The sequence below is a fragment of the Kitasatospora sp. NPDC048407 genome, assembly GCF_043200475.1.
In the GTDB taxonomy this organism is placed as follows: Bacteria; Actinomycetota; Actinomycetes; order Streptomycetales; family Streptomycetaceae; genus Kitasatospora.
The window spans coordinates 26,475-51,833 of record NZ_JBICXW010000013.1; the positions used below are offsets into that span (position 1 = coordinate 26,475).

Genomic DNA, 25,359 nt, shown 5'->3' on the forward strand with positions numbered 1-25,359 from the left:
CAGTTCACCGGGGACGGGCGGCGGCCCACGCGCCGTGCACGACGTACCCCGCACCCAGTTCGAAGGAGCCACGATGTCCCGCACGTTCGCCCGGATCGCCGCCGCTGCCGCCGGCCTCGCGATCGCCGTCACCGCCGCCTCCGCGACCACCGCCTCGGCCGCGCCCGCGGCCGGCAACGCGGTGATCCGCGAGAGCAACGCGTTCTTCCAGCAGGCCGCGCAGGCGGGCATCGTGGCCGTGCCGCTGCCCACCGCGACCGCCGGGTACGACGCGAACACCGGCCTGTCGGCGAGCTTCCCCGTCACCGACGGCTCCGGCAACCTCGCCCAGTTCTACGGGAACATCCAGTTCGGCGGCGGCCTGCTGTTCGTCGACGCGCGGACCGGCAGCGCGGTCGCCTTCCGCCAGTTGGCGTTCTCCGTCGACAACTGGCAGGTCACCGGCGTCCCGGACGGCTCCACCACCCCCGTCGCGCTGTTCGACCCGGCCGGCGACACCGTGGTCACCAAGAGCGGCACCACCCAGAACCTGTCGGCCTCCTCGCTGACGCTCGACCCGGCCGGCGCACAGTACCTGGACGGCAAGCTGCGTACCTCGTTCTTCACCGCGGGCCAGAGCGTCGGCTCCTTCACGGTCGCCTACACGCCCGCCTCCTGACGCATCGTCACATTCGTAACTCCCGTACCGCTCGACCCAGCAGGGTCGGGCGGTACGCGCGTTCGTGAGCTGATGGAGCGTCAGTTCCTTTGATTCGAGCACCAATTGGGGCCTCGTACACCTGGTGGACAGCATCCGGTCAGACGTGAATGGCCGAATATCGTCGGAGCCGCCGAACGTCGCCGCTCCGCTCCCTGTCATCCGTGCGTGCCTGCTCCGGTGCGCCGTCGCCGGAGGTGCTGTGCCGATGAGAGTCCGCCCGTCAGGGGCCAGAACCCGATCACGCCCGTTGCAGGCCTGGCTGGCGGCCGTGCTGACGTGGACGCTGGGCGCGGCGGCCGTCCTGCTGCCGCTCGGCGGGACGGGCGTCCAGCAGGCGCAGGCCGCCGCCGGTACGACCGTGCCCGGGCCGCCCCGCTGGGACCCGTTCACCTGGACGAGCGGGCCGCGCGGCTCCGTCACCGTCACGCCGACCAGCGGCCTCGGGAACCAGGTGCTGCACGTCAGTTGGAGCGGATTCACGCCGACCGTGGACGCCGACTTCCAGCCCGTTCCGGTGGTGCAGAACCCGCACGGGAACTCCGGCTTCGACAAGGTCGCCCGCTACCCGGTGCGGATCTACCAGTGCCGGGGCGAGGACCCGAAGGTCACCGACTGCTACGGCTCCAGCCTGTACAACGCCGACCCCGCCAAGGGCTTCCTCCAGGAGCGGCCCGCGCCCGGCACCAACACGCCCGAGTTCCCGTCCAACATGGCGATCGCGGCCACCCGTCCGGACGGCAGCGGCGAGGCGGACATCGAGGTGTGGACCGCGCAGCAGAGCCAGACCCTGGGCTGCGACCCCAAGCACAAGTGCTCGCTGGTGATCGAGGCCAACTACGGCGGCGACTCGATCGGCGCGAACCAGTTTCCGATCGGCGAGATCAACTGCGACGACCACTCGGTCGACTCCGACGGCGTGTTCAACACCGCGAGCGACAACGTGGTGGCCGTGGAGAACACCGGCGGCAAGCGCTGGGCCAGCGGCGAGGCCTGCTCCTGGGCCAACCACGTCGTGGTGCCGCTGGACTTCGGCCCCACCCCGGCGGCCTGCGTCGCCAAGAACGCCGACTTCACCGCGATCGGCCTGGAGATGGCCGACCGCGCCGTCCAGCAGTGGCGGACCGGCCTGTGCCAGGGCAGCAACCCGCTGACCGTCCAGTACACCTCGGGCGGCGGCGAGCCGCAGGCCCGGTCGGCGTTCCTCGGCGGCTCCGGCGCCGACATCGCGCTCACCTCGATCCCCGACCGCAACCCGGCGGGCCGCCCGTACGTGTACGCGCCGCTGGCCAACAGCGCGATCTCGGTGGTCTTCCTGGTCGACGACGGAGACAGCCACCGGCAGATCCGCAGCCTGAAACTCAACCAGCGGCTGCTGGCCAAGATGCTGACCCAGAGCTACCGGCTCGGCACCGACGACGGGACCGACAGCGTCAAGGGCAACCCGATGTGCGTGTTCGCCGACCCCGAGTTCCTGAAGCTCAACCCGTCCGGCGCCAACGGCCCCACCTGGCCTGGCTGCCTGGCCGGCGGCACCTTCGCCGCCACCGCCCCGATCGTGGTCGGCGGCACCACCGACCTGGTCACCCGGCTGACCACCTGGATCGCCGCCGACCAGGACGCCGCCGAGTTCCTTCAGGGCGCCGCCGACCCGTGGGACGCGCACGTCAACACCAAGTACCTGCGCTCCAGTTACCCCGGCTTCCCGGTCGACGCGTTCCAGCCGCAGGACTACTCCGGCAAGAACAACTGGAAGCAGTACGAGTGGAACCCGGTGCTCGGCGGCCTCGGCCAGGTGCTGCGGATGACCCTGGAGGTCCGGCCGTCCTGCCTGAACCCCGATGAAGTCCAGGGCCAGCACGCCAAGTGCATCAGCCAGGACAACGGCAAGCGCGCCCTGTTCGCCATCATGGACTCCGGCCAAGCCCAGGCGATGAGCCTGCCCGAAGCCCAACTCCCCAACCCCGCAGGCGGCTTCACCACTCCGACGATCGGCGCCATGCAGGCCGCCGCCGCCGACATGCCGCTCGACGCCGCCACCGGCACCCAGCAACTGCCCTACGGCGACGGCGACTCGGCGTACGCCAAGGACAGCAAGGCATACCCGCTGACCATGGTCCAGTACGCCATGGTGCCCACCCGCGGCCTGCCCGAGGACAAGGCCGGCGCGGTCACCCGCTTCCTGCGCACCGTCACCGACCCCGGCCAGGGTCAGATCTACGGCCGCCAGCCCGGCCAACTCGCCGCCGGATTCGCCGGTCTGACGGACAATCAGCTCAAGGCGGCGAAGGCCGCGGCCGGACACGTCGCCGCCCAGGACAGCGCCCTGCCCGGCAACCAGACCGCGCCCGGATCCGGCGAGGGCGGCAACTCCGTTGGAAACGGCGGAGGTTCGGAAGGCGGCGGCGGATACCCCGGCGGCGGTGGCGGCGGTGCCGGTACTGCCGACGGCGCCCCCGGCGGCAGCACCCCGAGCGACAACGCCGCCCCCGGCGGCAGCGCCAAGCCCAACGGCAGCGCCTCGCCCACGCTCGGCGCCAAGGCCGTCGGCCAGTCCGCCGCCGACCGGGCCGGCCTCGCCCGCCTGCTGCTGCCCGTGATCCTCGCCACCGGCGCCGTCCTGCTGGTCGGCGGACCCGCCGCGCTGCTCCTCGGCGGCACCCCCGCCGGCGCCGAACTGCGCCGCCGGGCAGGCCGGATCGGCGCCCGCCTGTTCGGCCGCTGATCCGCCCCGTCGGGCGGGCGCCCCGCGCGCCCGCCCGACCCGCGGCAGACCGACGTCCCGCCCCACGAACCCTCACCGCGCGGAGAGTTGACACCATGACCGCCGCCGTCCAGCCGACGGAAACCCGCGTCCCACCACCCGACGCCGACCGGCCCCGGCCGATCAGCGCCCCCGCCTCGCCCGCCGACCGGGCCTTCCGCGGCCTGCTGCGCGCCGCCGGCCTGTCCGTGCTGGCGCTGATGGGCCTGATCGCGTTCTTCCTGCTGCTGCGCGGCACAGAGGCGCTGGACGCCGTCGGCTGGTCCTTCCTCACCGAGCAGCGCTGGCGCACCGCCGCACACTCCTTCGGCATCGCCGCGGTACTGCCCGACGGCATCCTGATCGCCGTGATCGCGCTGTGCATCGCGGTACCGGTCGCGCTCACCGCCGCGCTGTTCATCTCCGAGTACGCGCCCGTCCGGCTGCGGCCGATGCTGATCTCGCTGGTCGACCTGATGGCCGCCGTCCCCAGCATCGTCTACGGCCTGTGGGGCCTGTTCTTCCTCCAGCCGCGGATCGTCGGCCTGTGCCGCTGGCTGGCCGTCCACCTCGGCGGGGCGCTGCCGTTCCTGGAGGTGCGCACCGGCGACATCGCCACCTCCTACACCTCGTCCACGTTCATCGCCGGCACCGTGGTCTCCCTGATGATCATCCCGATCATCACCTCGCTCAGCCGCGAGGTGTTCTCACAGGCCCCCGCCGGTGAACGCGAGGGCGCGTACGCGCTCGGCTCCACCCGCTGGGGCATGGTCCGCACCGTGGTGCTGCCGTTCGGACGCGGCGGCGTGATCGGCGCCGTGATGCTCGGCTTCGGCCGCGCGATGGGCGAGACCATCGCCGTCGCGCTGATCATCTCGCCGGTGTTCCGGCTCTCCTGGCACGTCCTGGAGAACGGCGGCAACTCGATCTCCTCACTGATCGCCCTGCGCTTCAGCGAGTCCGACACCCTCTCGCTGTCCGCGCTGATGGCCGCCGGACTGGTGCTCTTCGCCCTCACCCTGCTGGTCAACGTGGCCGCCGGGTTCATCATCAGCCGGTCCCGGTCCGGCGCCTCGACCTCGGACTGACCGGAGGGCCGACAATGACAACAATCGACGTACAGAACGTAATTGACGGTTCGTCAGAGTCAGGAGAGCAGCAGCGGATCCGCCTCGGCGGCGTCACCCGCGAGGAAGTCCTCACCATGGTGGGCGCCGGCGCCGGCTCGCTCGCCCTGGACTGGCTGCTGTACGAGCGCATCCTGCCGTTCAGTGGCGCGTTCGGCTTCCTGCTCTGCTGGTACCTGCTGTTCCTCGCCCTCTACGCGATCGCCGGACGCCTCCAATGGGACGCCCTGACGGTCCGCGAACGCCTCGCCACCGCGCTCGCCTGGAGCTCCGGCCTGCTGGTGCTCGCCCTCATCGGCGACCAGATCGGCTACGTGGCGTACCGGGGAGTGGACGCCGCCCGGCACCTCAACTTCTTCACCGAGACCATGCGGAGCACCGCCGCACTCGACCCGATCACCTCCGGCGGCTGCCTGCACGCCGTGGTCGGCTCGCTCGAACAGCTCGGCATGGCCACCCTGTTCTCGGTGCCGCTCGGCGTCCTCACCGCGGTCTTCCTGGTCGAGGCCGGCCAGACCCGGCGCGGCGCCCGCCTGGTCAAGCCCGTCCGGGTGCTGGTCGAGGCGATGACCGCGCTGCCGTCGATCGTCGCCGGACTGTTCGTCCTCGGCGTGGTCGTCCTCACCCTCGGTGTGGAGAAGAGCGGCTTCGCGGCGTCCCTCGCGCTCACCGTGATGATGATGCCGATCGTCACCCGCGCCGCCGAGGTCGTCGTCAGGCTCGTCCCCGGCACCCTCAAGGAGGCGTCCTACGCGCTCGGCGCCAGCCAGTGGCGCACCGTGTGGCACGTGGTGCTGCCCACCGCCCGGCCCGGACTGACCACCGCCGTCGTGCTCGGCATGGCCCGCGGCGTCGGCGAGACCAGCCCCGTGCTGCTCACCGCCGGCTTCACCACCCGGCTCAACCTGGACGCCTTCCACGGCAACCAGACCAGCCTGCCGCTGTTCGTCTGGAACTACATCAAGCAGCCCTACCCCGACATGGTGGCCCGGGCGTTCGCCGCCGGACTCACCCTGATGGCCGTGGTGCTGATCCTGTTCGTCACCGCCCGCATCCTCGGCCGGCACCGCACCCCGACCGACCGGCGCACCCGCCGCCCGCTGCGCCGGGCCCGCGCTGACGCGTCCAACTCGCTTGTACAGCCGGCGAACTGATGAACCCTCAGCTGAGAAGGAAGAACCGTCCCGTGCGACTCCGTCACCTGACGTCGGCGCTGCTCGCCGCCGCGCTCGCCCTGCCCGCCGCACTGCTCGGCGCGACACCCGCGTACGCCTCCACCTCGCTCAAGGCGGACGGCTCCAGCTGGGCCGGGCCGGCCATCGACCAGTGGCGGCGCGACGTCCAACCGATGGGCATCGAGATTGACTTCACCGGCAACGGCTCGGCCGCCGGCCGCGTCCAGTGGTCGATCGGCCAGGACGACTTCACCGCCTCCGACGTGCCGTTCCGCTCCAAGCCCGACAGCGGCGTCAACGGCGGCGGGGCCAGCAACGGCCAGGGGCAGGCGGAGAACCCGGTGTACGCCTACTCGTACGTGCCGATCACCGCCGGTGGCACCGCGCTGATGTACCACCTGGAGGTCGGCGGCAAGCGGGTCAACGACCTGCGTCTGTCCCCGGACACCATCGTCGACATCTTCACCAACAAGATCACCTCCTGGGACGACCCGAAGATCACCGCCGACTACGGCCGCGCGCTGCCGAAGATCCCGATCACCCCGGTGGTGCGCTCCGACGGCTCCGGTGCCAGCGCCCAGTTCACCCGCTGGATGGAACACACCCACAAGGGTCAGTGGGACGCCTACTGCACCCAGGTCAACGGCGTCAGCTGCGGCGACTACACCGAGTTCTTCCCCGCCGCCGGCCGGATGACCGCGCAGAACGGCTCCGACGTGGTGGCGAACTACGTCCAGTCGCCGACCGGCATCGGCGCGATCGGCTACGACGAGTACGCGTTCGCCAAGCGCAGCGGCTGGCCCGTCGTCAAGGTGCTCAACCCGGCCGGGTACTACACCCTGCCGACCGCGTCGAACGTCGCCGTCGCGCTGACCGCCGCGAAGATCCGCGGCGTGGACGACAACACCTCCACCAGCGACCCCGACTACCTGCAGCAGAACCTCGACGGCGTCTACACCAACAACGACCCGCGCTCCTACCCGATCTCCTCCTACAGCTACCTGATCGTGCCGCGGGCCGGCACCTCGATGCCCGTGACGCCGAAGTTCAACGACGCGAAGGGCAGCGCGCTCAGCCGCTACCTGGCGTACGTGCTGTGCGGCGGCCAGCACGAGGCCGACGACCTCGGCTACTCGCCGATCCCGCGCAACCTGGTGCGCGGCGGGCTGCTCCAGACCCAGCACATTCCCGGCAACGCCAGCCCCGTCGATCCGAACACCCTCTCCAACTGCCCCAACCCGACCTTCGATTCGGGCGGCCAGCTGATCGTGCTGAAGAACGCCGCGCAGCCCAGCCCCTGCGACAAGAAGGGCAGCCCGCTGGACTGCACCGTGCAGAACGGCCAGGCCGTGAACACCGGTGGCGGCAAGAAGTCCGGTGGCGGCAACGGCGGTTCGGGCACGGGGGACAACGGCGCCGGCGCCGGCGCCGGCTCAGGTGATGCCGGGGCCGGCGGTGGGACCGGAACGCAGGCCGTCGATCCGCAGACCGGCGAGATCGTCGACAACTCCGGCTCCGGTGGCGGCAGTTCGAGCGGCAACGCACCCGGGACGGTGGTCGCGCTCGGCGGGCGCCCGCAGGACTGGCTGCTGTCCACCCTCACCGCGCTCGAACTGCTCGGCGTGGTGACCGTCCCGCCGCTGCTGGCCGCGTGGTGGCGTCGCCGCAACTCCACGGCGGGGCCCCGGTGAGCTTCGTGACCGCCGCAACAGACCTGGCACCCCGTCCCGTTGGCACCGCACCCGAGGAGAACGGGATGACCGCGACCGCCGTGGAGCGGCCCCCCATGTCGCCCTCCAAGACCGGTAGTTCCACTGCGCCCGGCCGCGGGCGACGGCGGCTGCTGGCCGTCGCCTGGTCGGTGACACTCGCCGCCGTGCTGCTGCTCGGCTTCGTCGGCTACCTGTTCGCGCTCTCCGGACTGCAGGAGGCGCGCCACCAGACCACCGCCTACGCCACCCTGCGCGACCAGCTCGGCAAGGCCACCGCGCCCACCGGGCCGACCACCGACGGTGCGCCGGTGGCCGTACTGGACATCCCGGCGCTCGGCCTGCACCAGGCCGTCGTGGTCGAGGGCACCGGCGGCCGCGACCTGATGCGCGGCCCCGGCCACCGCCGCGACACCGTACTGCCCGGACAGCCCGGCGTGGCCGTACTGTTCGGCCGCTCCACCGCGTTCGGCGCCCCGTTCGCCGGACTCGCCGGGCTGCACGTCGGCGACGGCATCGACATCACCACCGGCCAGGGCACCTTCCACTACACCGTCAACACGTCCGGCGACGGCGACCACCCGATCCGGGACACCGCGCCCAACCGGCTGGTCCTCGTCACCGGGGACTCCGACTGGATCCCCACCAGCACCGTGCTGATCGGCGCCCGCCTCGACGGCGAGCCCGAGGCGCTCGGCGCCCGCCGCCCCGCCGCCGCACCCACGGACAAGGCGCTGGCCGCCGACAAGGGCGCCCTGTCAGCGCTCCAACTCTGGTCGCTGGCCCTGCTGCTGTCCGTCGTCGGCGCCGGAGTGACGGCCCGGTACTGGCGGCGCAGCGCGACCTACCTGTGCTTCGCGCCGGTCGCCGCCGCGCTGCTGTGGGCGGTGTACGAGAACGCCGCCGCGCTGCTGCCCAACGTCTACTGACCCCGCTGCTTTCCCCGTTCTGCCGCTTGTACTGCCGCTCGTTCTGCCGCTCGTTCTACCGCTTGTACTGCCGCTTGTACCGCCGTTTGTACTGCCGTTTGCCGGAGAGGACCCGTCCGCCCATGACCGAGACCGCACAACCGTCGTACGACGCAGCCGAGTTGGTGAAGGACCCGACCGATCCGCCGACCGTTCCGCTGCCCGCCGTCGCTCCCTCGGGGACGCTCTCCGGACTCGAGACCCGCGACCTGACCGCCTGGTTCGGGCAGCGCAAGGTGCTGGAGCGGGTCTCGTTGCAGATGCGGGCCGGCGAGATCACCGCGCTGATCGGACCGTCCGGCTGCGGCAAGTCCACCTACCTGCGGATCCTCAACCGGATGCACGAGATGGTGCGCGGCGCGGCACTGGCCGGCGAGGTGCTGCTCGACGGCGAGGACGTGTACGCCACCGGCCGCCGCCCCGCCGAGGTCCGGCGCCGGATCGGCATGGTGTTCCAGCGGCCCAACCCGTTCCCCGCAATGTCGTTGTACGACAACGTGATCAGCGGGCTGAAGCTGGCCGGCATCAAGGCGAGCCGCGACGAACGCGACCACCTGGTGGAGTCCAGCCTGCGCCAGGCCGGCCTCTGGACCGAGGTCAGCAACCGCCTCGGCACCCCCGGCGGCGCACTCTCCGGCGGCCAGCAGCAACGCCTGTGCATCGCCCGCTCGCTGGCCGTCTCCCCGGACATCCTGCTGATGGACGAACCCTGCTCCGCCCTCGACCCGACCTCCACCCGCCGCATCGAGGAGACCATCGCCGAGCTGCGCCACCGCCTGACCATCGTCATCGTCACCCACAACATGCAGCAGGCGCAGCGGGTTTCGCAGTCCTGCGCGTTCTTCCTCGCCTCCCACGACACCCCCGGCCGGATCGTCGAAGCGGGCCCCACCGAGCGCCTGTTCACCGACCCCGCAGACCCGCGCACCGCGGACTACGTCAACGGCCGCTTCGGCTGAGCCCTTACCGCTTGCGCCGCTTCGGCCCGGATGACGGTGTGTCACATCCGGGCCGGGCGGCGCGAACGCCTAGCGTGGACGGGGCGACCGTTGATGTAGACCGCGGTGCACCTGCCGGAGTCACCTCGTCAAGTCGCCGCGTCACCACGTCTTCACCGTCACTGAGGAGAGCGCAGACCATGACCGTCAGCCTGCCCGAGCTCACCGGGGACTACGTCCTCGACCCCGCCCACACCCGGATCGGCTTCGTCGCCCGACACGCCATGGTCACCAAAGTGCGCGGCGCCTTCCACCAGTTCGAGGGCACCGCGCACCTGGACGGCGCCGACCCCTCGCGCTCCACCGGCGAGTTGGTCATCAAGGCCGCCAGCATCGACACCGGCGTCGAGCAGCGCGACCAGCACCTGCGCACCAACGACTTCCTGGACGCGCCGAACTTCCCCGACATCACCTTCCGCACCACCTCCGTCGAGAAGAAGTCCGACACCGACTACCGGGTCACCGGCAACCTCACCATCAAGGACACCACCCGCCCGGTCACCATCGACTTCGAGTACACCGGCAACGCGGTCGACCCGTACGGCAACCTGCGGGTCGGCCTGGAGGGCTCGGTGACCATCAGCCGCAAGGACTACGGCGTCACCTGGAACGCCGCCCTGGAGGGCGGCGGCGTGCTGGTCGGCGACAAGGTGGTGCTCGAGTTCGACGTCTCCGCCATCAAGCAGAAGTAGCGACTCGTCAACCTCCGTTGACCTGCCGCAGCGGGAAACCGCTTTCCCGCTGCGGCCGGTGACCCGGCCCCAACCCTCGGACGACCTGCCCGCGCCGTACCATGTGGACCCGCCCGTCCATCGGACGCATACAACACCCCACCCGGGGAAGGCGGTTGCGGACATCGGAACGAGGAGACCCGCCTGATGCGCACGTGCGTCGAACGCCACCTGCCCGTCCACGTGTTCGGCCCGACTGGGGGGCGCCGCACCATGATCTGCGGCTACCACCCCCGCGACCCGTACGCCGTCCGGCTCACCTTCCCCGACGGCGCCCCCGACGGCGGCGTCACCTGGCTCATCGCCCGCGACCTCCTCGCCGCCGGCCTGGCCGGCCCCGCGGGCAACGGCGCCGTCCGCATCCGCCCCTGGCCCAACGGCCGCCTCCGCCTGGCCTTCCGCGGCACCGACGGCACCCGCGCCACCGTCCTCGCCCCCACCGCCCCCCTCACCGAATTCCTCACCGCCACCCACACCCTCGTCCCCCCGGGCACCGAACCCACCCACCAGCCGGCCCCCTCCGACCCGTCCCCCCTCTTCCCCGACCGGCAGCAGCCCCTGACGCCGGACCACCCCTGAGCGTCGGGGAGGAAAGCGGCAGGCCCGCCGGACGCGGCGCGTCCGGCGGGCCTGAGCAGGAGTGGAACACGTTGGGTGTAGCTGTAGGTGGCGGTGCCGTTGGCATCGGGCAGCAGGACGCCGCTCTGGTCGCACGTCCAGCCGGTCACCGGCGTGGAGTTGGTGCTGACCCGGAAGCAGGCGAGGCCGGAGACCGCGGTGCCGGCGGGAGCCGGGTCGGTGCCGGTGATGGTGAACGACCCCGCGGTGCCGGCCGGCTTGCCCGGGTTCGGGGAGCCCGGACGGCGGGAAGTCGGTGGAGCTGACACTCACGGTCGGCGGCGTCTTGTCGACGCGGAACGAGCAGGGGCCGGAGTCCGGGGAGGTGAGAACGCCGTCGGAGGCGTTGGCCCACCAGTGGTACTGGTGACCGCCGGTCAGTGCGGAGTAGGGCACGTTGCAAGGTTCGACGCGTCCGCCGGCCCGAGGCGGAGCCCAGGAGACGCCGGCGGGCGGGAACGCATCGTGTCCAAGCCATGACGCGGTGTAGATCAAGCCACTTTGCTGTCATCTCCCCCCGGCCGGAGCGTCCGTGGTCATCCTGGAACGTTCGTCACCGACCGAGGGGAGAATGGTGGACGTTCAACGGCTGCATGCGCGGAATCCGGAGGTCATCGGGCAGACCGCCGCGCTGCTCGGATTTCTGCGCGAAGTGGTGCAGAGCGGGACTCAGCGAGCCCGGGACACCAGTTCCAGGGAGCAGTTCTGGCTGAGCGACCTGCCCGCCGCGATCGCGCGGCCGACCGACCAGCCGGACCGGGCGCTGCTGGTGCTCGACCACGTCCCGCAGAGCGCACCGCCCGACGTGCCCGCCGAACTGCGCGACTGGCTCGACGAGAAGGACTGCGCGAACCCCGACGGCGGTGACCCGCCGCTCGCCGAGCGCGGCCCCGAACGCGTCGGCGCCGCCGTGGAAGTCTGGCAGGACACCGGCGCCACGGTGGAGCGCGGGGACGCCGACGAGGTACTGCGCTCGTACGGCAGTTGGCTGAGCCGCTGGCGCCGGTGGGCCGAACGCGAACGGGCCGACCGGCCGCTGCGCGAGCTGTACGAGACCGTCTATCGCTGGCACCAGCGCCTGGTGCAGCAGGACGACCAGGTCGAACTCGTCCTCGGCACCGGCCTGTTGACCTGGAGCGAGCCGCGCGGCACCGTCCTGCACCGGCACGTGTTCACCCGGCGCGCCGTCACCCACGTCGACCGCCGCACCGCCCGGATCACCGTCCACCTCACCACCGACGGCGAAATGCGCCTGGAGGACCAGGACTTCCTGGACTCCGAGGACGGCCTGATCCAGGAGCGCTCCACCGCGCTCGCCGAGGAACTGTCCGCCAACCCCGTGCACCCGCTCGGCGAGGCCGCCCTGGAGTGCCTGACCCGCTGGCAGGAACTCGTCCTGCCCCGGCCGGTGTCGTTCAACGCCGGCTGGCGGCCGCCGGCCGCCCCCGACGCGAGCATGCGGCTGACCTTCGCACCCACGCTCATGCTGCGCCCGCTGGACCGCAACGCGGTGCTGCGCTGCTACGAGCGGATCGCCCAGTCCGTGGTGTCCGAACGCCAAGCCCCGCTCGGGCTGGCCCAGTTGGTGATGACCCTCAACCCGCAGGAACGGGCCGCCTGGACCGACACCCCCACCCGGGGTCTGTTCGACGAGGACCCGCTGTTCCCACTCAAGACCAACGCCCAGCAGCGCGCCGTCCTGGACCGCCTGCAACGCGACACCGGCGTGGTGGTCCAGGGCCCGCCCGGCACCGGCAAGACCCACACAATCGCCAACCTGCTCAGCGCCCTGCTCGCCCAGGGCCAGCGGGTCCTGGTCACCAGCGCCCGCGACCACGCCCTGACCGTGTTGCGCGACAAACTGCCGCCCGCCATCCGCGACCTGTGCGTCCTGCTGCTGTCCGGCGCCCGGCAGGACGGCGCGAGCGAACTGGAACGGACCGTCAACGCGCTCAGCGATCAGGCCGCCTCCGGAGACCCCGCCCAACTGCGCGACGAGATCCGCCGGTTGACCCGGAGCCGGCAGGAACTGCAGAGTCGGCAGAAGCTCCTCACCGAGAAGATCATCGCGCTGCGGGAGGCCGAGCTCTACCAGCACCCCGAGGTGGCCCCCGGCTACTCCGGCACCCTCGCCGCGATCGTGCAGCGCGTCCAGGACGCCGCACCCGGGCTGTCCTGGATCGGCAGCCTCTCCGACCGGGCCCCCGCCAGGCCGCCGCTCACCCCCGTCGAGGCGGAGGAACTGCTCGTCCTGCTCCGCGACGGCGCCGCCGACTGGTCGGCCGGGCCGCTGCCGCCCGCGCCCGGCCTGCTGCCCACCCCCGGCCAGGTCGCCACCGCCATCGCCGACGCCCAGCCCGCCGTCGCCGGACTGTCCGCCGAAGCCGCCGCACTGCGCACCCGGCTCGCCACCCTCGACACCCCCACCACCGACCACCTCGTCAACCTGCTCAGCGCCGGACGCGGCCTGCTGCACCGCCTCGGTGTGCCCTGGGACGCCCGCCACTGGGGCGAGGCCGACTGGACCCGGCGCGCCCTCGCCGACCGGCTCGCCCGCCGCCGTCACGACCTGTGGCAGCGCGTCGCCGACGCCGAACCCGCACTCACGGACACGGCCGTCGGCCTGGCCTCCGTCGGCGTCCGCACCGTCACCCTGCCGACCGGACTCACCGCCGAACAGGCCCACCGGATCGCCACCGCCATCCCCGAACTGCGCAGACAGCTCGCCGGACCACGCACCCTGCGCGGCCTGTTCGCCCCCCGGACACTGCGCGAGGCCGAGGACCTGCTGGCCGGCTGCCGGATCGACGGCCACCCGCCCGCCGACACCGCCGACCTCGACGCCGTCCGCGCCCACCTTCGCGCCCACCTGACCCTGAGCACCGTCGAGGTCCGCTGGGCCCAGGCCGGCGCACCGCTCGACAACGGCCCGCTGGAAGTGCGCCTCGCCGACCTCCAGGAGCGCTACCGGCACCTCAGCGCGATCGCCGGTTTCGGCGGGCTGCGCGAACGGATCGACGAACTGCTGGTCGGCCGCTCCGTGTTCCTCGACCTGACGAACCCGCAGGCCTGGCAGGACTTCACGTCCGCGGTCACCGCGATGTCCGGCCGACAGCGCGCCGAGGAGGCCGCCGAACGGCTGGCCGCCTGGGAACGCTCGCTGCGCGCCCCCGCCGACGGCACACCCGCCATCCCCGAGTCACTGGCCATGGCACAGGCCGTCGCCGACCACGACCTCGACCGCTACACCAAGGAACTCGACGCCTACGCCGCCGCGCACACCCGGCAGCAGCGCGGCCAACGCTGTCGACACCTGCTGGACGCGCTCGCCGCCGCGTCCCCCGCACTGGCCGGCCGGCTCACCGACGAGTGCCGCGACCCCGACTGGCCGCAGCGCCTCGCCCGCCTCGACGAGGCCTGGGCGTGGGCCGGCGCCCGCCGCTTCGTCGAGGACGAGCGCGCCCCCGGCCGGGAGCAGCGGCTGGACGCCGAACTCACCGAACATGAGGCGAAACTAGAGGAGTTGACCGGCGATCTGGCCGCCGCCAAGGGGCGGCTGCACTGCCTGGAACGGATGACCAACGAACAACGCTCCGCCCTGCAGGCCTACCGCTCCCACATGGCCTCCTACGGCAGGGGCACGGGCAAGAGCGCCGCCCACTTCGGGGCCGCCGCACGCAGCGCCATGCAGGTCGCGCAGGGCGCCGTCCCCGCCTGGGTGATGCCGATCTCCCGGGTCGCCGAAATGATCGAGCCCCACCAGGACGCGTTCGACGTGGTGATCGTCGACGAGGCCAGCCAGGCCGGCATGGACGCCCTGTTCCTGCTCTGGCTGGCACCCCGGATCATCGTGGTCGGCGACGACAAGCAGTGCACCCCGCCGGTCACCGGCTTCGGCCGCACCCAGCAGATCCAGGACCGCCTCACCGCCCACCTCCCTGATGTGCCACGGCACTTGAGGCAGCTGTACATGCCGCACTCCAACCTCTACCAGCTGCTTTCCACGTTCTTCCCGTCCACCATCCGGCTCCAGGAACACTTCCGCTGCATGCCGGAGATCATTGGCTGGTCGTCCGCCACCTTCTACCCCTCGCCCGGGCTGATCCCGCTGCGCCAGTTCGGCGGCGACCGCCTCGACCCGCTGCTCACCCACTACGTCACCGACGGCGTCGCCGAAGGCCGTGACCACCGGATCCGCAACCAGAAGGAGGCCGAGGCGATCGTCGACTGCCTGGCCGAGATGACTGCCGACCCCGCCTACGAGGGCCGGACCATGGGCGTCATCGTGCTCCAGGGCGGCTTCGGCGGCCAGGTGAAACTACTGGAACAGCTGATCCAGCAACGGATCCCCCCACCCGTACGGGAGAAGCACGACATCCGGGTCGGCACCGCCGCGATGTTCCAGGGCGACGAGCGCCACATCATCCTGCTGTCCATGGTGGTCGACCGGGTCCGCAAGATCGCCGGAGGCCAGCGCAGCGAACAGCAGGCCTACAACGTCGCGGCCAGCCGGGCCCAGGACCAGATGCACCTGTTCTACTCCGTCCCGCCGGACCAGCTGAAGTCCGGCGACCTGCGGCTCAACCTGCTCTCCTACATGCAGAACCCGCCCGCCGCGCTCGCCGAACTGGATGACCTCGGCCCCGTGCTGCCCGACGTGCCGTGCAAGCCCTTCGACTCGCTGTTCGAACAGCAGGTCTACCTGCGGATCAAGGAACGCGGCTACCACGTCGTCCCCCAGTACCCCGCCGGCAACAAGCGGATCGACCTGGTGGTGGTCGGCGCCCGAGGCCGGCTCGGCGTCGAGTGCGACGGCGACCGCTACCACTCCACACTCGAACAGCTCCGCCACGACCAGCAGCGCGACCGCGAACTCCAGCGCGTCGGCTGGCGGTTCTGGCGCATCCCCGAGAGCGAGTTCCGCTTCGACCCCGAACAGGCGCTGGCCGGCCTGTGGCAGGAACTCGACCGCCAGGGCATCCGGCCCGCCAACTACCACCAGAACCGCCCCGCCACCGAGGACGAGCCCTGGTCGCCGCTGCTGCTGCCCGAACCGGGCGACGAACAGGCCGACGAGGAGGTCGGCACCCCCGACAGCACCGACATTCAGACCGACACCGTCAACGACACCGAAGGAAAACGATGACCACCGCACGCACCCTGCCCGACAGCCCGCTGCTCGACGAGAAGACCATTACCGAACTCTCGCGGGTGGTCACCGGAGAGGACGACCTCTACTACCGCAGGGGCTACGAGATCGCCGGATTCCTGCGCCGCGCCGGCTGGCAGGACGTCCCCGAGTACGAAGGCCAGTTCCGTCGTGAGTGGTCCCTCGAACTGCTGATGGGCCGACGCGACCAGCCCGCCGATATCGAGAAGGTACTGCTTCGGCTGGCCGACGCCCGCGAATACCTGGACGAGCCGGAACTGCTCGCCGACGTGGTCACCGCCGTCAACTCATTCCTGGTCCACGAGGGTTATCGCCTGGAGAGCGCCGGCGGCGGTCCCCGCCTGGTGCCCTGCGACCCCGCCCTCGCCCACCCCTCCGAGTACGGCGCCTCCGAACTCAAGGCCGCGATGACCGACATCGTCGCCGACCCCAAGATGGCCCTGCTGCTCCAACGCCGCCTCGACGAGGCCCGCACCTGCTACGCCAACGGCGCGCACGTGGCGGCTCTCGTGATGCTCGGCAGCCTGCTGGAAGGCGTCCTGCAGCAGGTGATCGTGGAACGCGACCAGTCCCTGCTGGGCAACAACTCCGGAGGAAACGTCAGGTTCGAGACGCTCATCGACGTGTGTCACAAGGCCGGCTGGCTCGACGCGGACGCCCAGAAGTTCAGCCACGTGCTGCGCCGCTACCGCAACTTCGTCCACCCCGCCGCCGAGGCCCGCGAGCCGAGCCGCCCCGACCGTGACACCCTCGGCATCGGCTGGCAGGTCGTCAACGCCGCGCTCAACGACCTCGCCGCCTCGGTTCCCGGCCGGTAGGAATCGCCGCTGGCAGCGGAACGGGTGGCCGTCGCAGCGCGCGGGGGCCACCCGTTCTTCGAGTCGTCAACAGGCGGGCGAGGTGTCAGACGCCGGCGCGGGGCCGAGAGAGGAACGGCTTGCTCACGGCGGCGACGGCAGTGGTGGGCGCCGTTCCGGAGCGGGCTTCGTCCCCCGTGCGGGTGATGCCGCAATGGGGCCCGACGTCAACGCTGTTCGAACCCCGGGCCCGTGCGGCTGCGGGCGAAAGCGGACGGCGCGGGCGTCGAATCGCACACGTCCTCACGGCAGCTTTACGTGTCCGGTCGGGTACGTTCGGTGACGTGACGGAACGGTTCGGTGGGCGACGCGAGCTGAGGCTCCTGTGCGTCATCGCCGTGCTGTCCGCGCTGCTCCACCTGCTGGCCTGCGCGCACGGCCCGTTCACCGGCATCTCGCCCAGCGCGGACTCGGTGCCGAGCGCGGCGGCGCACTGCCCGTCGCCGTCGGATCGGCCCGACGGTCCGTCGCACCAGGAGGAGTGCCAGGGGGCCGACCAGCCGGCGACGGCGGACCAGCACGAGACGGGTCCCCATGCCGCCTCGGTCGCGCTGCCCGCCCCGGCGCCGCGCGTCGCGGCGGCTCAACCGCCGTACGTACGCGCCGCGGTGGACCGCGGCGGCACCACGAGAGCGGCACTGGGTAGCTGGCGGACCTGACAGGGCCCGCCGTCGCGGCATGCCGCTGTGCCCCTGGCAGGCACCCGGCGCCGTGACGGCCGCGCGCACCCCGCCCGCCCGTCACCGCAGCGGTCTGCCTCCTTCCGGATCGGCGGACCGCAGGAGAGCCCTGCCATGACCCACGCCGTCGCACGCCCCGAAGTCCCCGCCACCCCCGCCCAGTTGATCGCCGCCGCGGCCCGGCCCGCCCACACACCCGCCGGCCTGGTCGGCGACACCCCGATGCTGTGGATCGGCGAGCCGTTCGCCACCCCGGGCCGCGGCTTCTGGGCGAAACTCGAAGGCCGCAACCCCGGCGGCATCAAGGACCGCCCGGCCCTGCACATGGTCCGCGCCGCGCGCGAACGCGGCGAACTGCGGCCCGGAGCCCGGATCGTGGAGTCGACCTCCGGCACTCTCGGCCTGGGCCTCGCGCTGGCCGGAGTCACCTACGGCCACCCCGTCACCGTCGTCACCGACCCCGACATCGAACCCCTGATGACCGGAATGCTCGCCGCCCACGGCGCCGAGGTCGTCGTCGTGAACACCCAGCACCCGCAAGGCGGTTGGCAGCAGGCCCGGCGCGACAGGGTCCGCGAACTGCTCGCCGCCCACCCCGGCTCCTGGTGCCCCGACCAGTACAACAACCCCGACAACGTCACCGCCTACCGGCCCCTCGCCCACGAGCTCATCGCCCAACTCGGCCGCATCGACGCCCTGGTGGTCAGCGTCGGCACCGGCGGCCACTCGGCCGGCATCGCGGGCGTCCTGCGGACCTACTTCCCCCGGCTGCGCGTGGTCGGCGTGGACGCCACCGGCTCCACCATCTTCGGCCAGCCCGCCACCACCCGCCTGATGCGCGGACTCGGCAGCAGCATCCACCCCCGCAACGTCGACCACCGGCTCTTCGACGAGGTCCACTGGGTCGCCGCCCCCGAAGCCGTCTGGGCCGCCCGCGCCCTCGCCATCTCCCGTTACGCCAGCGGCGGTTGGAGCGTCGGCGCGGTCGCCCTCGTCGCCCGCTGGCTCGCCGCCACCAGCGCACCCGAGACCCGGATCGCCGCGATCTTCCCCGACGGCCCCCAGCGCTACATCGGCACCGTCTTCAACGACGACTACTGCCGCACCCACGGCCTGCTCGGCCACCGACCGCCCGAGCGTCCCGACGAGATCGGCCACCCCCGCGAACGCGCCGTCACCCGCTGGACCCGCTGCCGGACCGTCCTCAACCCCCTTGCCGCGCAGCCCGGTTCGGAGGCCGCCCGATGAAGACGCTCTGGCAGCAGACCCGCCGCTTCAGCCCCACCGCCCGGCTGCTGATGGCCAACCAGTTCGCCATCAACCTCGCCTTCTACATGCTGATGCCCTACTTGGCCACCCACCTCGCCGACGACCTCCAACTCGCCGCCTGGACCGTCGGGTTGGTCCTCGGCGTCCGCAACCTCTCCCAGCAGGGCATGTTCCTGATCGGCGGCACCATCGCCGACCGCTACGGCTACCGCGCCCCCATCATCGCCGGATGCCTGCTGCGCACCGCCGGATTCGCTCTGCTCGGCTGGGCCGACTCGGTGCCCGCCCTGCTCGCCGCCTCCGCCGCCACCGGCTTCGCCGGCGCCCTGTTCAACCCGGCCGTCCGCGCCTACCTGGCCGCCGAGGCCGGCGAGCACCGGGTCGACGCCTTCGCCACCTTCAACGTCTACTACCAGGCCGGCATGCTGCTCGGCCCACTCGTCGGACTCGCTCTGCTCACCGCCGACTTCGCCGCCGTCTGCACCGCCGCGGCCGCGATCTTCGCCGCCCTGTCGCTGCTCCAGTGGCGCGCCCTGCCGCCCCGTCGCCACTCACCGGCTGAAGTCGCCCCGGCAGATGGCGTGTTGGCGCAGTGGCGAACCGTCGTCTCCAACCGGCCCTTCCTGCTGTTCTCCGCCGCGATGATCGGCTCGTACGTGCTGACCTTCCAGGTCTACCTCGCCCTGCCCCTCGCCGCCGACCTGATGCTCGGCAGCGACGGCACCAAGGCCACCACCGGACTGTTCATCGTCTCCGCCGCCGTCGCGGTCGCCGGACAACTGCGCCTGACCGGCTGGGCCAAACGCACCTGGACGCCGTCGCAGGCCCTGGTCCGCGGACTCGCCGCGATGGGGCTGGCGTTCGTCCCGCTCGCCCTGCTGCCCCGGCACGCCGGCTGGGCGGGCACGGCCCTTCAACTCGCCACGCTCACCGCCGCGGTGGCGGTGCTCGCGGCGGCCGGCGCCGTCGTCTACCCCTTCGAGATGGACACCGTCGTCACGCTCTCCGGCAACCGCCTGGTCGCCACCCACTACGGCCTCTACAACACCGTGTCGGGGCTCGGCATCACTCTCGGCAACCTCGCCACCGGCGCCCTCTGGGACCACTCCGCCCAGCACGGCACCCTCTTCGTCCCCTGGCTGACCCTGGCCGCCACCGGCCTGCTCTGCGGCCTCGCCGTCCACCACCTCGCCCGCACCGGCCGCCTCGGCCGAGCCCCGGCGGGCCCGGGACCGGCGCCGACGTGGCAGGTCGGAGGGCCGAACTGCCGTGCAGCCGAGCGAAATTGACGAACTGTCGTGCGCGACGTAGAGGCGTCGCGGATCGCCGACGTCTCTACGTCACGCACGCCCGAGGCCGCCCCGTGCCGGCCTCGGGCGCGTCCTGCGTTCGATCAGCTGGCGTAGACCATGCCGGCCCAAAGGCCGCCCTCGGGGACGCACTTGTAGGCCTTCACGTTGGACGCCTTCATGAAGAACGCGCGGCGGCTGTCGCAGGTCGACCAGGCCGAGTAGTACTCGCCGGTGTGCTGCCAGGTGTACACGGCCTGGACGGCGGACCCCGACGAGGCGGGGGCGGGCGTGGCTGCCATGGCCGGCCCGGCCGCGGCACCCAGGGCGAGCGCGGCGCCGACAGCGGTGGCAGCGAGAGCACGACGAATACGCATGATTGCCTCCATAGGTGGTTTCTCGAGTCAGGCGGCCCTTCGGCCCGGGGACCCGCCGGTTTCTCGCGCCCCCGGCCCGCCGCCCTCGGGATCCATCCTGGCGGTGTCGGTGGGTGCGGCCCCACCCCTTTCGGTCCTCGCCGAAATGCCCTGGGGGGAGGCCTACTTGATGCATTCGCGGGTGACCGGAGACGATGGAAGCCGGGAAGGTGGGCGTCCGAACAGAACCCGGGAGGGCCTCACGTGCTGCGCATCCACTTCACCCCGGAGGATCTCGCCCGGACCCGGATAGCGACGACGTGGGGCCCGCTCGGCGAGACGTTCCTCGCGCTGACGACTCTGCACCAGCCGCACGGCACGGCGATGTTCGGCGCATGGCGACAGGAGGTCCACGCCCGTTCCCCCTCCCTCGTCCATCCGGCCTCGTCCCTCTTTCGGGAAACCGTCCTGGACCTGTTCACCGTCACCGGCGCCGCATCGTCCGTCGAGGAGGGGCTCGAGGCGCTGCGGGCGGCTCCGGCGGAGCTCCTGCGTGACGAACTCGAAGGGGCCGACGAGGCCCGGGCCCGTTTCTCGCGCTGCAAGGGCCCCTGGGCGGGTGTGACGTGGGGCGACATCGCGTACGACCGGGGGGACCGTGAGGAGCTACTGGTGTTCCTCCGTGACGTGCACCGCATCGCCGTGGCCCCCCACTGGCAGCGAATCCTGTCCCGCCTGCGGGCCGAGCAGACCACCCACGCGCTCAGGCTCGCGCAGGACGGGCCCGAGGCGATGTTCGCCGGCCTGCCGCCGGAGTTCCGCTGGAAGCCGCCGACGCTGGAGATCGGCAGAGGAGCGGTCACGGGCACCGTCGACCTGAAGGGGCGGGGCCTGCTGCTGGTCCCGTCCGCGTTCTGCCGGACCAGGCCGATCAGCTACGCGGACGTGCGTGACGAACAGGCGCCTGTCCTGCTGTTCCTCCCGGTCATGCGCGGTGTCTCCGATGCTGCCGCGCTGCTGACGACGGCCCGGCACGGGATCGACAGCGCCTTGTCCGCACTCCTGGGCCGCACCCGGGCCCAGGTCCTGCACGCCATCGGCGACGGCCCGTGCACCACCGGCAAGCTCGCCGAGCGCATCCGCGCGTCGCTGCCCACCGCGAGCGAGCACGCCTCCGTCCTCCGCAAGGCGGACCTGATCACCACCACCAGACGCGGCAGCGCCGTCCTGCACGCTCTCACCCCGCTCGGCAGCGCCCTGCTCAACGGATGGCACTTCCGGACTTGATCACCCGGCGCCCCGGTCCAGTGGGTCTGCGTCCCAACTCCCGCCGGGCCAGGTAGCCGTACCGGCGTGACCTGAAGCCGTGGGGCGACCCGTAGTACAGTCCGCCGAAACGATCACCATGGGGGGACTTATGGCAAAGGCGCGGCGCAGACGGATCGCGTGGTGGCTGAGGGGCTTGGCGCTGGTGTCGGCCCTGGTGTACCTGCCGGGACTTCACGCCTCGTACTCGGGTGGGCTGGTGGAGGTCGAGCGCTGGCTCAACCACCCGATGCTGCTGGGTGGGATCGCGGTCGCGCTGTTCGTGGTCTCGCTGGTGGTCGAGCTGGAGTTCCGCACCTGGGTGTCGCAAGTCGGCTGCGCGGTCGGGTTGGTGGCGCTCCTCTTCGTCGGACTGCCGTTCGCCTGGCTGGTGTTCATCTTCGGCGGGGACGGGCTGGAATTCACCCGGGAGACCGGCCCGGAGCACCCGGACCAGGTGCTGGCGGTCACCAACATCGCTGCCTCGATCGACCCGATCTACAAGGTGCAGGTGCTGACCGGCAGCGGCTGGTCCGCCCGCCACTGGGAACTGGGGGTGTGGGACGAACGCGACGGGCGCGGCTGGTTCAAGGGCGCCGAGTGGTCCGGGCCGAACCGGATCACGGTGACGTCGGAGAAGGAGATCGCGGTCTTCACCCTGGACCCCGTCAGCGGTCGGCCGGGCGAGCCGGTAACAACGAAGCGGTAGTTCACTTGGCCACGTTGGCGCCATCGCGCAAAGCTCGTGGTGTACGAATGGGCTTGCGGTGCGTCGTTGGACGCCCCGGACCATGCGACACGGACGACGAAGGCGGGAGGGCGGCTGCTGATGGGTACGGACGGCGACAGCTACGACCTGGTGGTGCTCGGAGCGGGGCCGACGGGCGAGAACCTGGCGGATCGGGCGCGGGCCGGTGGGCTGAGCGTGGCGATCGTCGAGAGTGAACTCGTCGGCGGGGAATGCTCGTACTGGGCGTGCATGCCCAGCAAGGCGCTGCTGCGCCCGGTCGCCGCGCTCGCGGACGCCCGGCGGCTGGCCGGGACGCGGGAGGCCGTCGGCGGGGAGCTCGACGCGGGGGCGGTGCTGAAGCGGCGCGACGACTTCGCCTCGCACTGGCACGACGACGGGCAGGTCGCCTGGTTGACCTCCGTCGGCATCGACCTGGTCCGCGGCCACGGCCGGCTGGACGGCGAGCGGCGCGTCACCGTGGAGACCCCCGAGGGCGGTTCGCGCACCCTCACCGCGCGCCATGCCGTCGCCGTCTGCACCGGGACGAGGGCCGCGCTGCCGAAGCTTCCCGGGCTGGCCGAGGCCAAGGTGTGGACCAGCCGGGAGGCCACCTCCGCGAGCAGCGTGCCCGGACGGCTCGCGGTGGTCGGCGGCGGTGTCGTGGCGGTCGAAATGGCCACCGCCTGGCGGGCGTTGGGCAGCGAGGTCACGCTGCTGGTGCGCGGCAGCAGGCTGCTCGACCGGACCGAGGACTTCGCCGGACAGCTGGTCTCCGACGGGCTGCGGGAGGCCGGGGTGGACGTCCGGCTCGGCGTCTCCACCACCGCCGTGCACCGCGCCGAGGACGGCACGCTCATCCTCGACCTCTCCGACGGCACCCGACTCCCCGCCGACGAAGCCCTGTTCGCCACCGGCCGCGTCCCCAACACCGGCGACCTCGGCCTGGACACCGTCGGCCTCACCCCCGGCCACTGGATCACCACCGACGACACCGGCCTGGCCACCGACGTCCCCGGCGGCTGGCTGTACGCCGCCGGTGACGTCAACCACCGTGCCCTGCTCACCCACCAGGGCAAGTACCAGGGCCGGATCTTCGGCCAGGTGATCGCCGACCGCGCCGCCGACCGCCCCCTCGACCTCGCGCCCTGGGGCCGCAGCGTCGCCACCGCCGACCACACCGCCGTCCCGCAGGTCGTCTTCACCGACCCCGAGGTCGCCGCCGTCGGGCTGTCCCGGCGCCAGGCCGAGGACGCGGGCCTGCGGGTGCGCGCCGTCGACTACGAACTCGGCAACGTCGCCGGCGCCTCGCTGTACGCCGACGGCTACCGGGGCCGCGCCCGCGCCGTCGTCGACCTCGACAAGGAAACCCTGGTCGGCATCACCTTCGTCGGCCCCGGCGTCGCCGAACTCCTGCACTCCGCGACCATCGCCATCGCCGGCGAAGTCCCGCTCGCCCGGCTCTGGCACGCCGTCCCCGCCTACCCGACGATCAGCGAGGTGTGGCTGCGCCTGCTGGAGACGTACCGGGGCTGAGCCTCAGCGGCGGAACGAACCGGGGCTGGGCCTCAGGGGTGGGACGTACCGGGGCTGAGCCTCAGGGGTGGGACGTACCGGGGCTGAGCCTCAGGGGTGGAACGAACCGGGGCTGGGCCTCAGGGGCGGAACGTACCGAGGCTGAGGCCGGAACGGTCGGACGCGGCGGGCGAGGTGACGGGAGGATTTCGCGCCATTGCGGTGGCGCGACGTCCCGTCACAATCGCCCGCCGCCCCGTTGATCGCGCCGCCCTCGGTGTGTGAGCGTGGCGGAAGCGGGACGGGCGGCCGTGCGGGGCCGTCGCCGCGCGCGGAGGAACCCCAGGAGGAACCCGGTGCCCACCCCCGACCGGCCACTGCGTTCGCTGGGTTTCCTGACCATCGGACTGTTCGACGAACACCGGCCCGCCGAGGGCCACGAAGCCACCCTGCGGCTGATCGAACTCGGCGAACAACTCGGCTTCGACAGCGCCTGGTTGCGCCACCGGCACCTCCAGTACGGCATCTCCTCGCCGCTCACCGTGCTCGCCGCCGCCACCCAGCGCACCCGCCGGATCGCCCTCGGCACCGCCGTCACCCCGCTCGGCTGGGAGAACCCGCTGCGGTACGCCGAGGACCTGGCGACCGTCGACGTGCTGTCCGGGGGACGGCTCAACCCCGGTGTCAGCGTCGGCATCCCCGCGCACTACGAGGACGTGAAGGACGCGCTGTACCCCGACTCCGCCGAGCGGGAGGACTTCGGCTACGGCCGGGTCGAACGGCTGCTCGGCCTGCTGCGCGGCGACGCGGCAAGCGCTTTCCGCGGTACCGAGGGCATCGAGTCGTACTCGGAACGCGTCCAGCCGCACGTCCCCGGACTGGCCGGGCGGCTCTGGTACGGCGGCGGCAGCCTGCGCTCCGCCCGCTGGGCCGGGCAGCACGGACTGAACCTGCTCACCAGCAGCGTGGTGAAGGCCGAGGAGAGCGCGGATTTCACCACCAACCAGCTCGCCCAGATCCGCGCCTTCCGGGCCGAACACCCCGACGGCGAACGGGCCCGGGTCTCGCAGGGCCTGGTGGTGATCCCCACCGACAGCGCCACGCCCGCCCAGCGCGCCAAGTACCGTGCGTACGCGGCCTCCCGGCACGCCCGCACCCTCGCCCCGCAAGGTCCCGGCGGGCTGCTGTTCGCCCCCGACCTGGTCGGCGGCTCCGAACAGCTCGCCGAACTGCTGTACGCGCACGCCGCGTTCCGCGAGGTGGACGAGGTGGCGCTCGCGCTGCCGTTCACCTTCGAGCCCGAGGACTACACGCAGATCCTGACCGACCTCGCCACCCGCCTCGGCCCGCTGCTCGGCTGGAAGCCCACTGCCAACTGACCGTGTGGGCCCGCGCGGTAGCGAACCAGCCTGGTGGAACGGTGAG

Annotated in this window: 19 protein-coding genes; 18 read left to right on the plus strand and 1 reads right to left on the minus strand. The window is 72.1% G+C overall.

The features are described 5' to 3' along the window. The first annotated feature begins 73 nt into the window (after positions 1-73). The 14 genes from ACGFWJ_RS23035 (at position 74) to ACGFWJ_RS23100 (ending at position 20,031) form a co-directional block, all read left to right on the plus strand. Entirely contained in the window at positions 74-658 is a 585-nt protein-coding gene (locus ACGFWJ_RS23035) for a hypothetical protein (protein ID WP_392952527.1), read from the plus strand. Between the two features lie 289 nt (positions 659-947). After that, positions 948-3,422: a hypothetical protein gene (locus tag ACGFWJ_RS23040; protein ID WP_392952530.1), complete on the plus strand. Its 2,475-nt coding sequence runs from the start codon at positions 948-950 to the stop codon at positions 3,420-3,422. A 95-nt stretch (positions 3,423-3,517) separates the two neighbouring features. After that, on the plus strand, positions 3,518-4,528 hold the full coding sequence (pstC, locus tag ACGFWJ_RS23045; protein WP_392952532.1) for a phosphate ABC transporter permease subunit PstC: 1,011 nt from the start codon (positions 3,518-3,520) through the stop codon (positions 4,526-4,528). A gap of 14 nt (positions 4,529-4,542) precedes the next feature. Next, positions 4,543-5,721 carry a phosphate ABC transporter permease PstA gene (gene pstA, locus ACGFWJ_RS23050; protein WP_392952535.1) on the plus strand — a complete coding sequence of 393 codons (1,179 nt, stop codon included), beginning with the start codon at positions 4,543-4,545 and terminating at the stop codon, positions 5,719-5,721. A 32-nt stretch (positions 5,722-5,753) separates the two neighbouring features. Next, positions 5,754-7,433 carry a substrate-binding domain-containing protein gene (locus tag ACGFWJ_RS23055; protein ID WP_392952537.1) on the plus strand — a complete coding sequence of 560 codons (1,680 nt, stop codon included), beginning with the start codon at positions 5,754-5,756 and terminating at the stop codon, positions 7,431-7,433. Between the two features lie 65 nt (positions 7,434-7,498). After that, positions 7,499-8,380 carry a sortase domain-bontaining protein gene (locus tag ACGFWJ_RS23060; RefSeq protein WP_392952539.1) on the plus strand — a complete coding sequence of 294 codons (882 nt, stop codon included), beginning with the start codon at positions 7,499-7,501 and terminating at the stop codon, positions 8,378-8,380. A gap of 122 nt (positions 8,381-8,502) precedes the next feature. Beyond that, positions 8,503-9,378 carry a phosphate ABC transporter ATP-binding protein gene (locus tag ACGFWJ_RS23065; protein WP_392952542.1) on the plus strand — a complete coding sequence of 292 codons (876 nt, stop codon included), beginning with the start codon at positions 8,503-8,505 and terminating at the stop codon, positions 9,376-9,378. Between the two features lie 179 nt (positions 9,379-9,557). Beyond that, complete coding sequence (locus tag ACGFWJ_RS23070) at positions 9,558-10,109, plus strand: YceI family protein (protein ID WP_387642579.1); 552 nt, start codon at positions 9,558-9,560, stop codon at positions 10,107-10,109. Between the two features lie 186 nt (positions 10,110-10,295). After that, positions 10,296-10,727 carry an SsgA family sporulation/cell division regulator gene (locus ACGFWJ_RS23075; protein WP_387863221.1) on the plus strand — a complete coding sequence of 144 codons (432 nt, stop codon included), beginning with the start codon at positions 10,296-10,298 and terminating at the stop codon, positions 10,725-10,727. A gap of 610 nt (positions 10,728-11,337) precedes the next feature. Next, a complete protein-coding gene (locus ACGFWJ_RS23080; protein ID WP_392952546.1) occupies positions 11,338-15,912 on the plus strand; it encodes an AAA domain-containing protein in 4,575 nt (1,524 codons plus the stop codon). Then, the gene (locus ACGFWJ_RS23085) at positions 15,909-16,754 is read left to right on the plus strand and encodes a hypothetical protein (protein ID WP_387863225.1); all 846 of its coding nucleotides are present in this window, start codon (positions 15,909-15,911) and stop codon (positions 16,752-16,754) included. The genes ACGFWJ_RS23080 and ACGFWJ_RS23085 overlap by 4 nt, the downstream gene beginning before the upstream one ends. A 323-nt stretch (positions 16,755-17,077) precedes the next feature. Next, on the plus strand, positions 17,078-17,452 hold the full coding sequence (locus ACGFWJ_RS23090) for a hypothetical protein (protein ID WP_392952548.1): 375 nt from the start codon (positions 17,078-17,080) through the stop codon (positions 17,450-17,452). A gap of 135 nt (positions 17,453-17,587) precedes the next feature. Further along, positions 17,588-18,721, plus strand: coding sequence for a PLP-dependent cysteine synthase family protein (locus tag ACGFWJ_RS23095; RefSeq protein WP_392952550.1), 1,134 nt, complete (start codon positions 17,588-17,590; stop codon positions 18,719-18,721). Next, positions 18,718-20,031 (plus strand): MFS transporter, encoded by a 1,314-nt coding sequence (locus ACGFWJ_RS23100; RefSeq protein WP_392952553.1) that lies wholly within the window; start codon positions 18,718-18,720, stop codon positions 20,029-20,031. Before ACGFWJ_RS23095 ends, ACGFWJ_RS23100 begins: the two co-directional genes overlap by 4 nt. A 104-nt stretch (positions 20,032-20,135) precedes the next feature. Here the strand turns inward: ACGFWJ_RS23100 and ACGFWJ_RS23105 are convergent, their stop codons facing one another. Further along, positions 20,136-20,408 carry a hypothetical protein gene (locus ACGFWJ_RS23105; protein WP_392952556.1) on the minus strand — a complete coding sequence of 91 codons (273 nt, stop codon included), beginning with the start codon at positions 20,406-20,408 and terminating at the stop codon, positions 20,136-20,138. A gap of 243 nt (positions 20,409-20,651) precedes the next feature. Here ACGFWJ_RS23105 and ACGFWJ_RS23110 point away from each other — a divergent pair, with 243 nt between their 5' ends. The 4 genes from ACGFWJ_RS23110 to ACGFWJ_RS23125 all read left to right on the plus strand — a co-directional run bounded on the left by ACGFWJ_RS23110 (position 20,652) and on the right by ACGFWJ_RS23125 (position 25,313). Then, positions 20,652-21,674 (plus strand): ArsR/SmtB family transcription factor, encoded by a 1,023-nt coding sequence (locus tag ACGFWJ_RS23110; RefSeq protein ID WP_392952559.1) that lies wholly within the window; start codon positions 20,652-20,654, stop codon positions 21,672-21,674. 175 nt (positions 21,675-21,849) lie between these two features. After that, positions 21,850-22,401, plus strand: coding sequence for a hypothetical protein (locus ACGFWJ_RS23115; protein WP_392952562.1), 552 nt, complete (start codon positions 21,850-21,852; stop codon positions 22,399-22,401). 120 nt (positions 22,402-22,521) lie between these two features. After that, a complete protein-coding gene (locus ACGFWJ_RS23120) occupies positions 22,522-23,955 on the plus strand; it encodes a dihydrolipoyl dehydrogenase family protein (protein ID WP_392952565.1) in 1,434 nt (477 codons plus the stop codon). Positions 23,956-24,290: 335 nt separating this feature from the next. Next, a complete protein-coding gene (locus ACGFWJ_RS23125; protein ID WP_392952568.1) occupies positions 24,291-25,313 on the plus strand; it encodes an LLM class flavin-dependent oxidoreductase in 1,023 nt (340 codons plus the stop codon). Positions 25,314-25,359 lie beyond the last annotated feature (46 nt).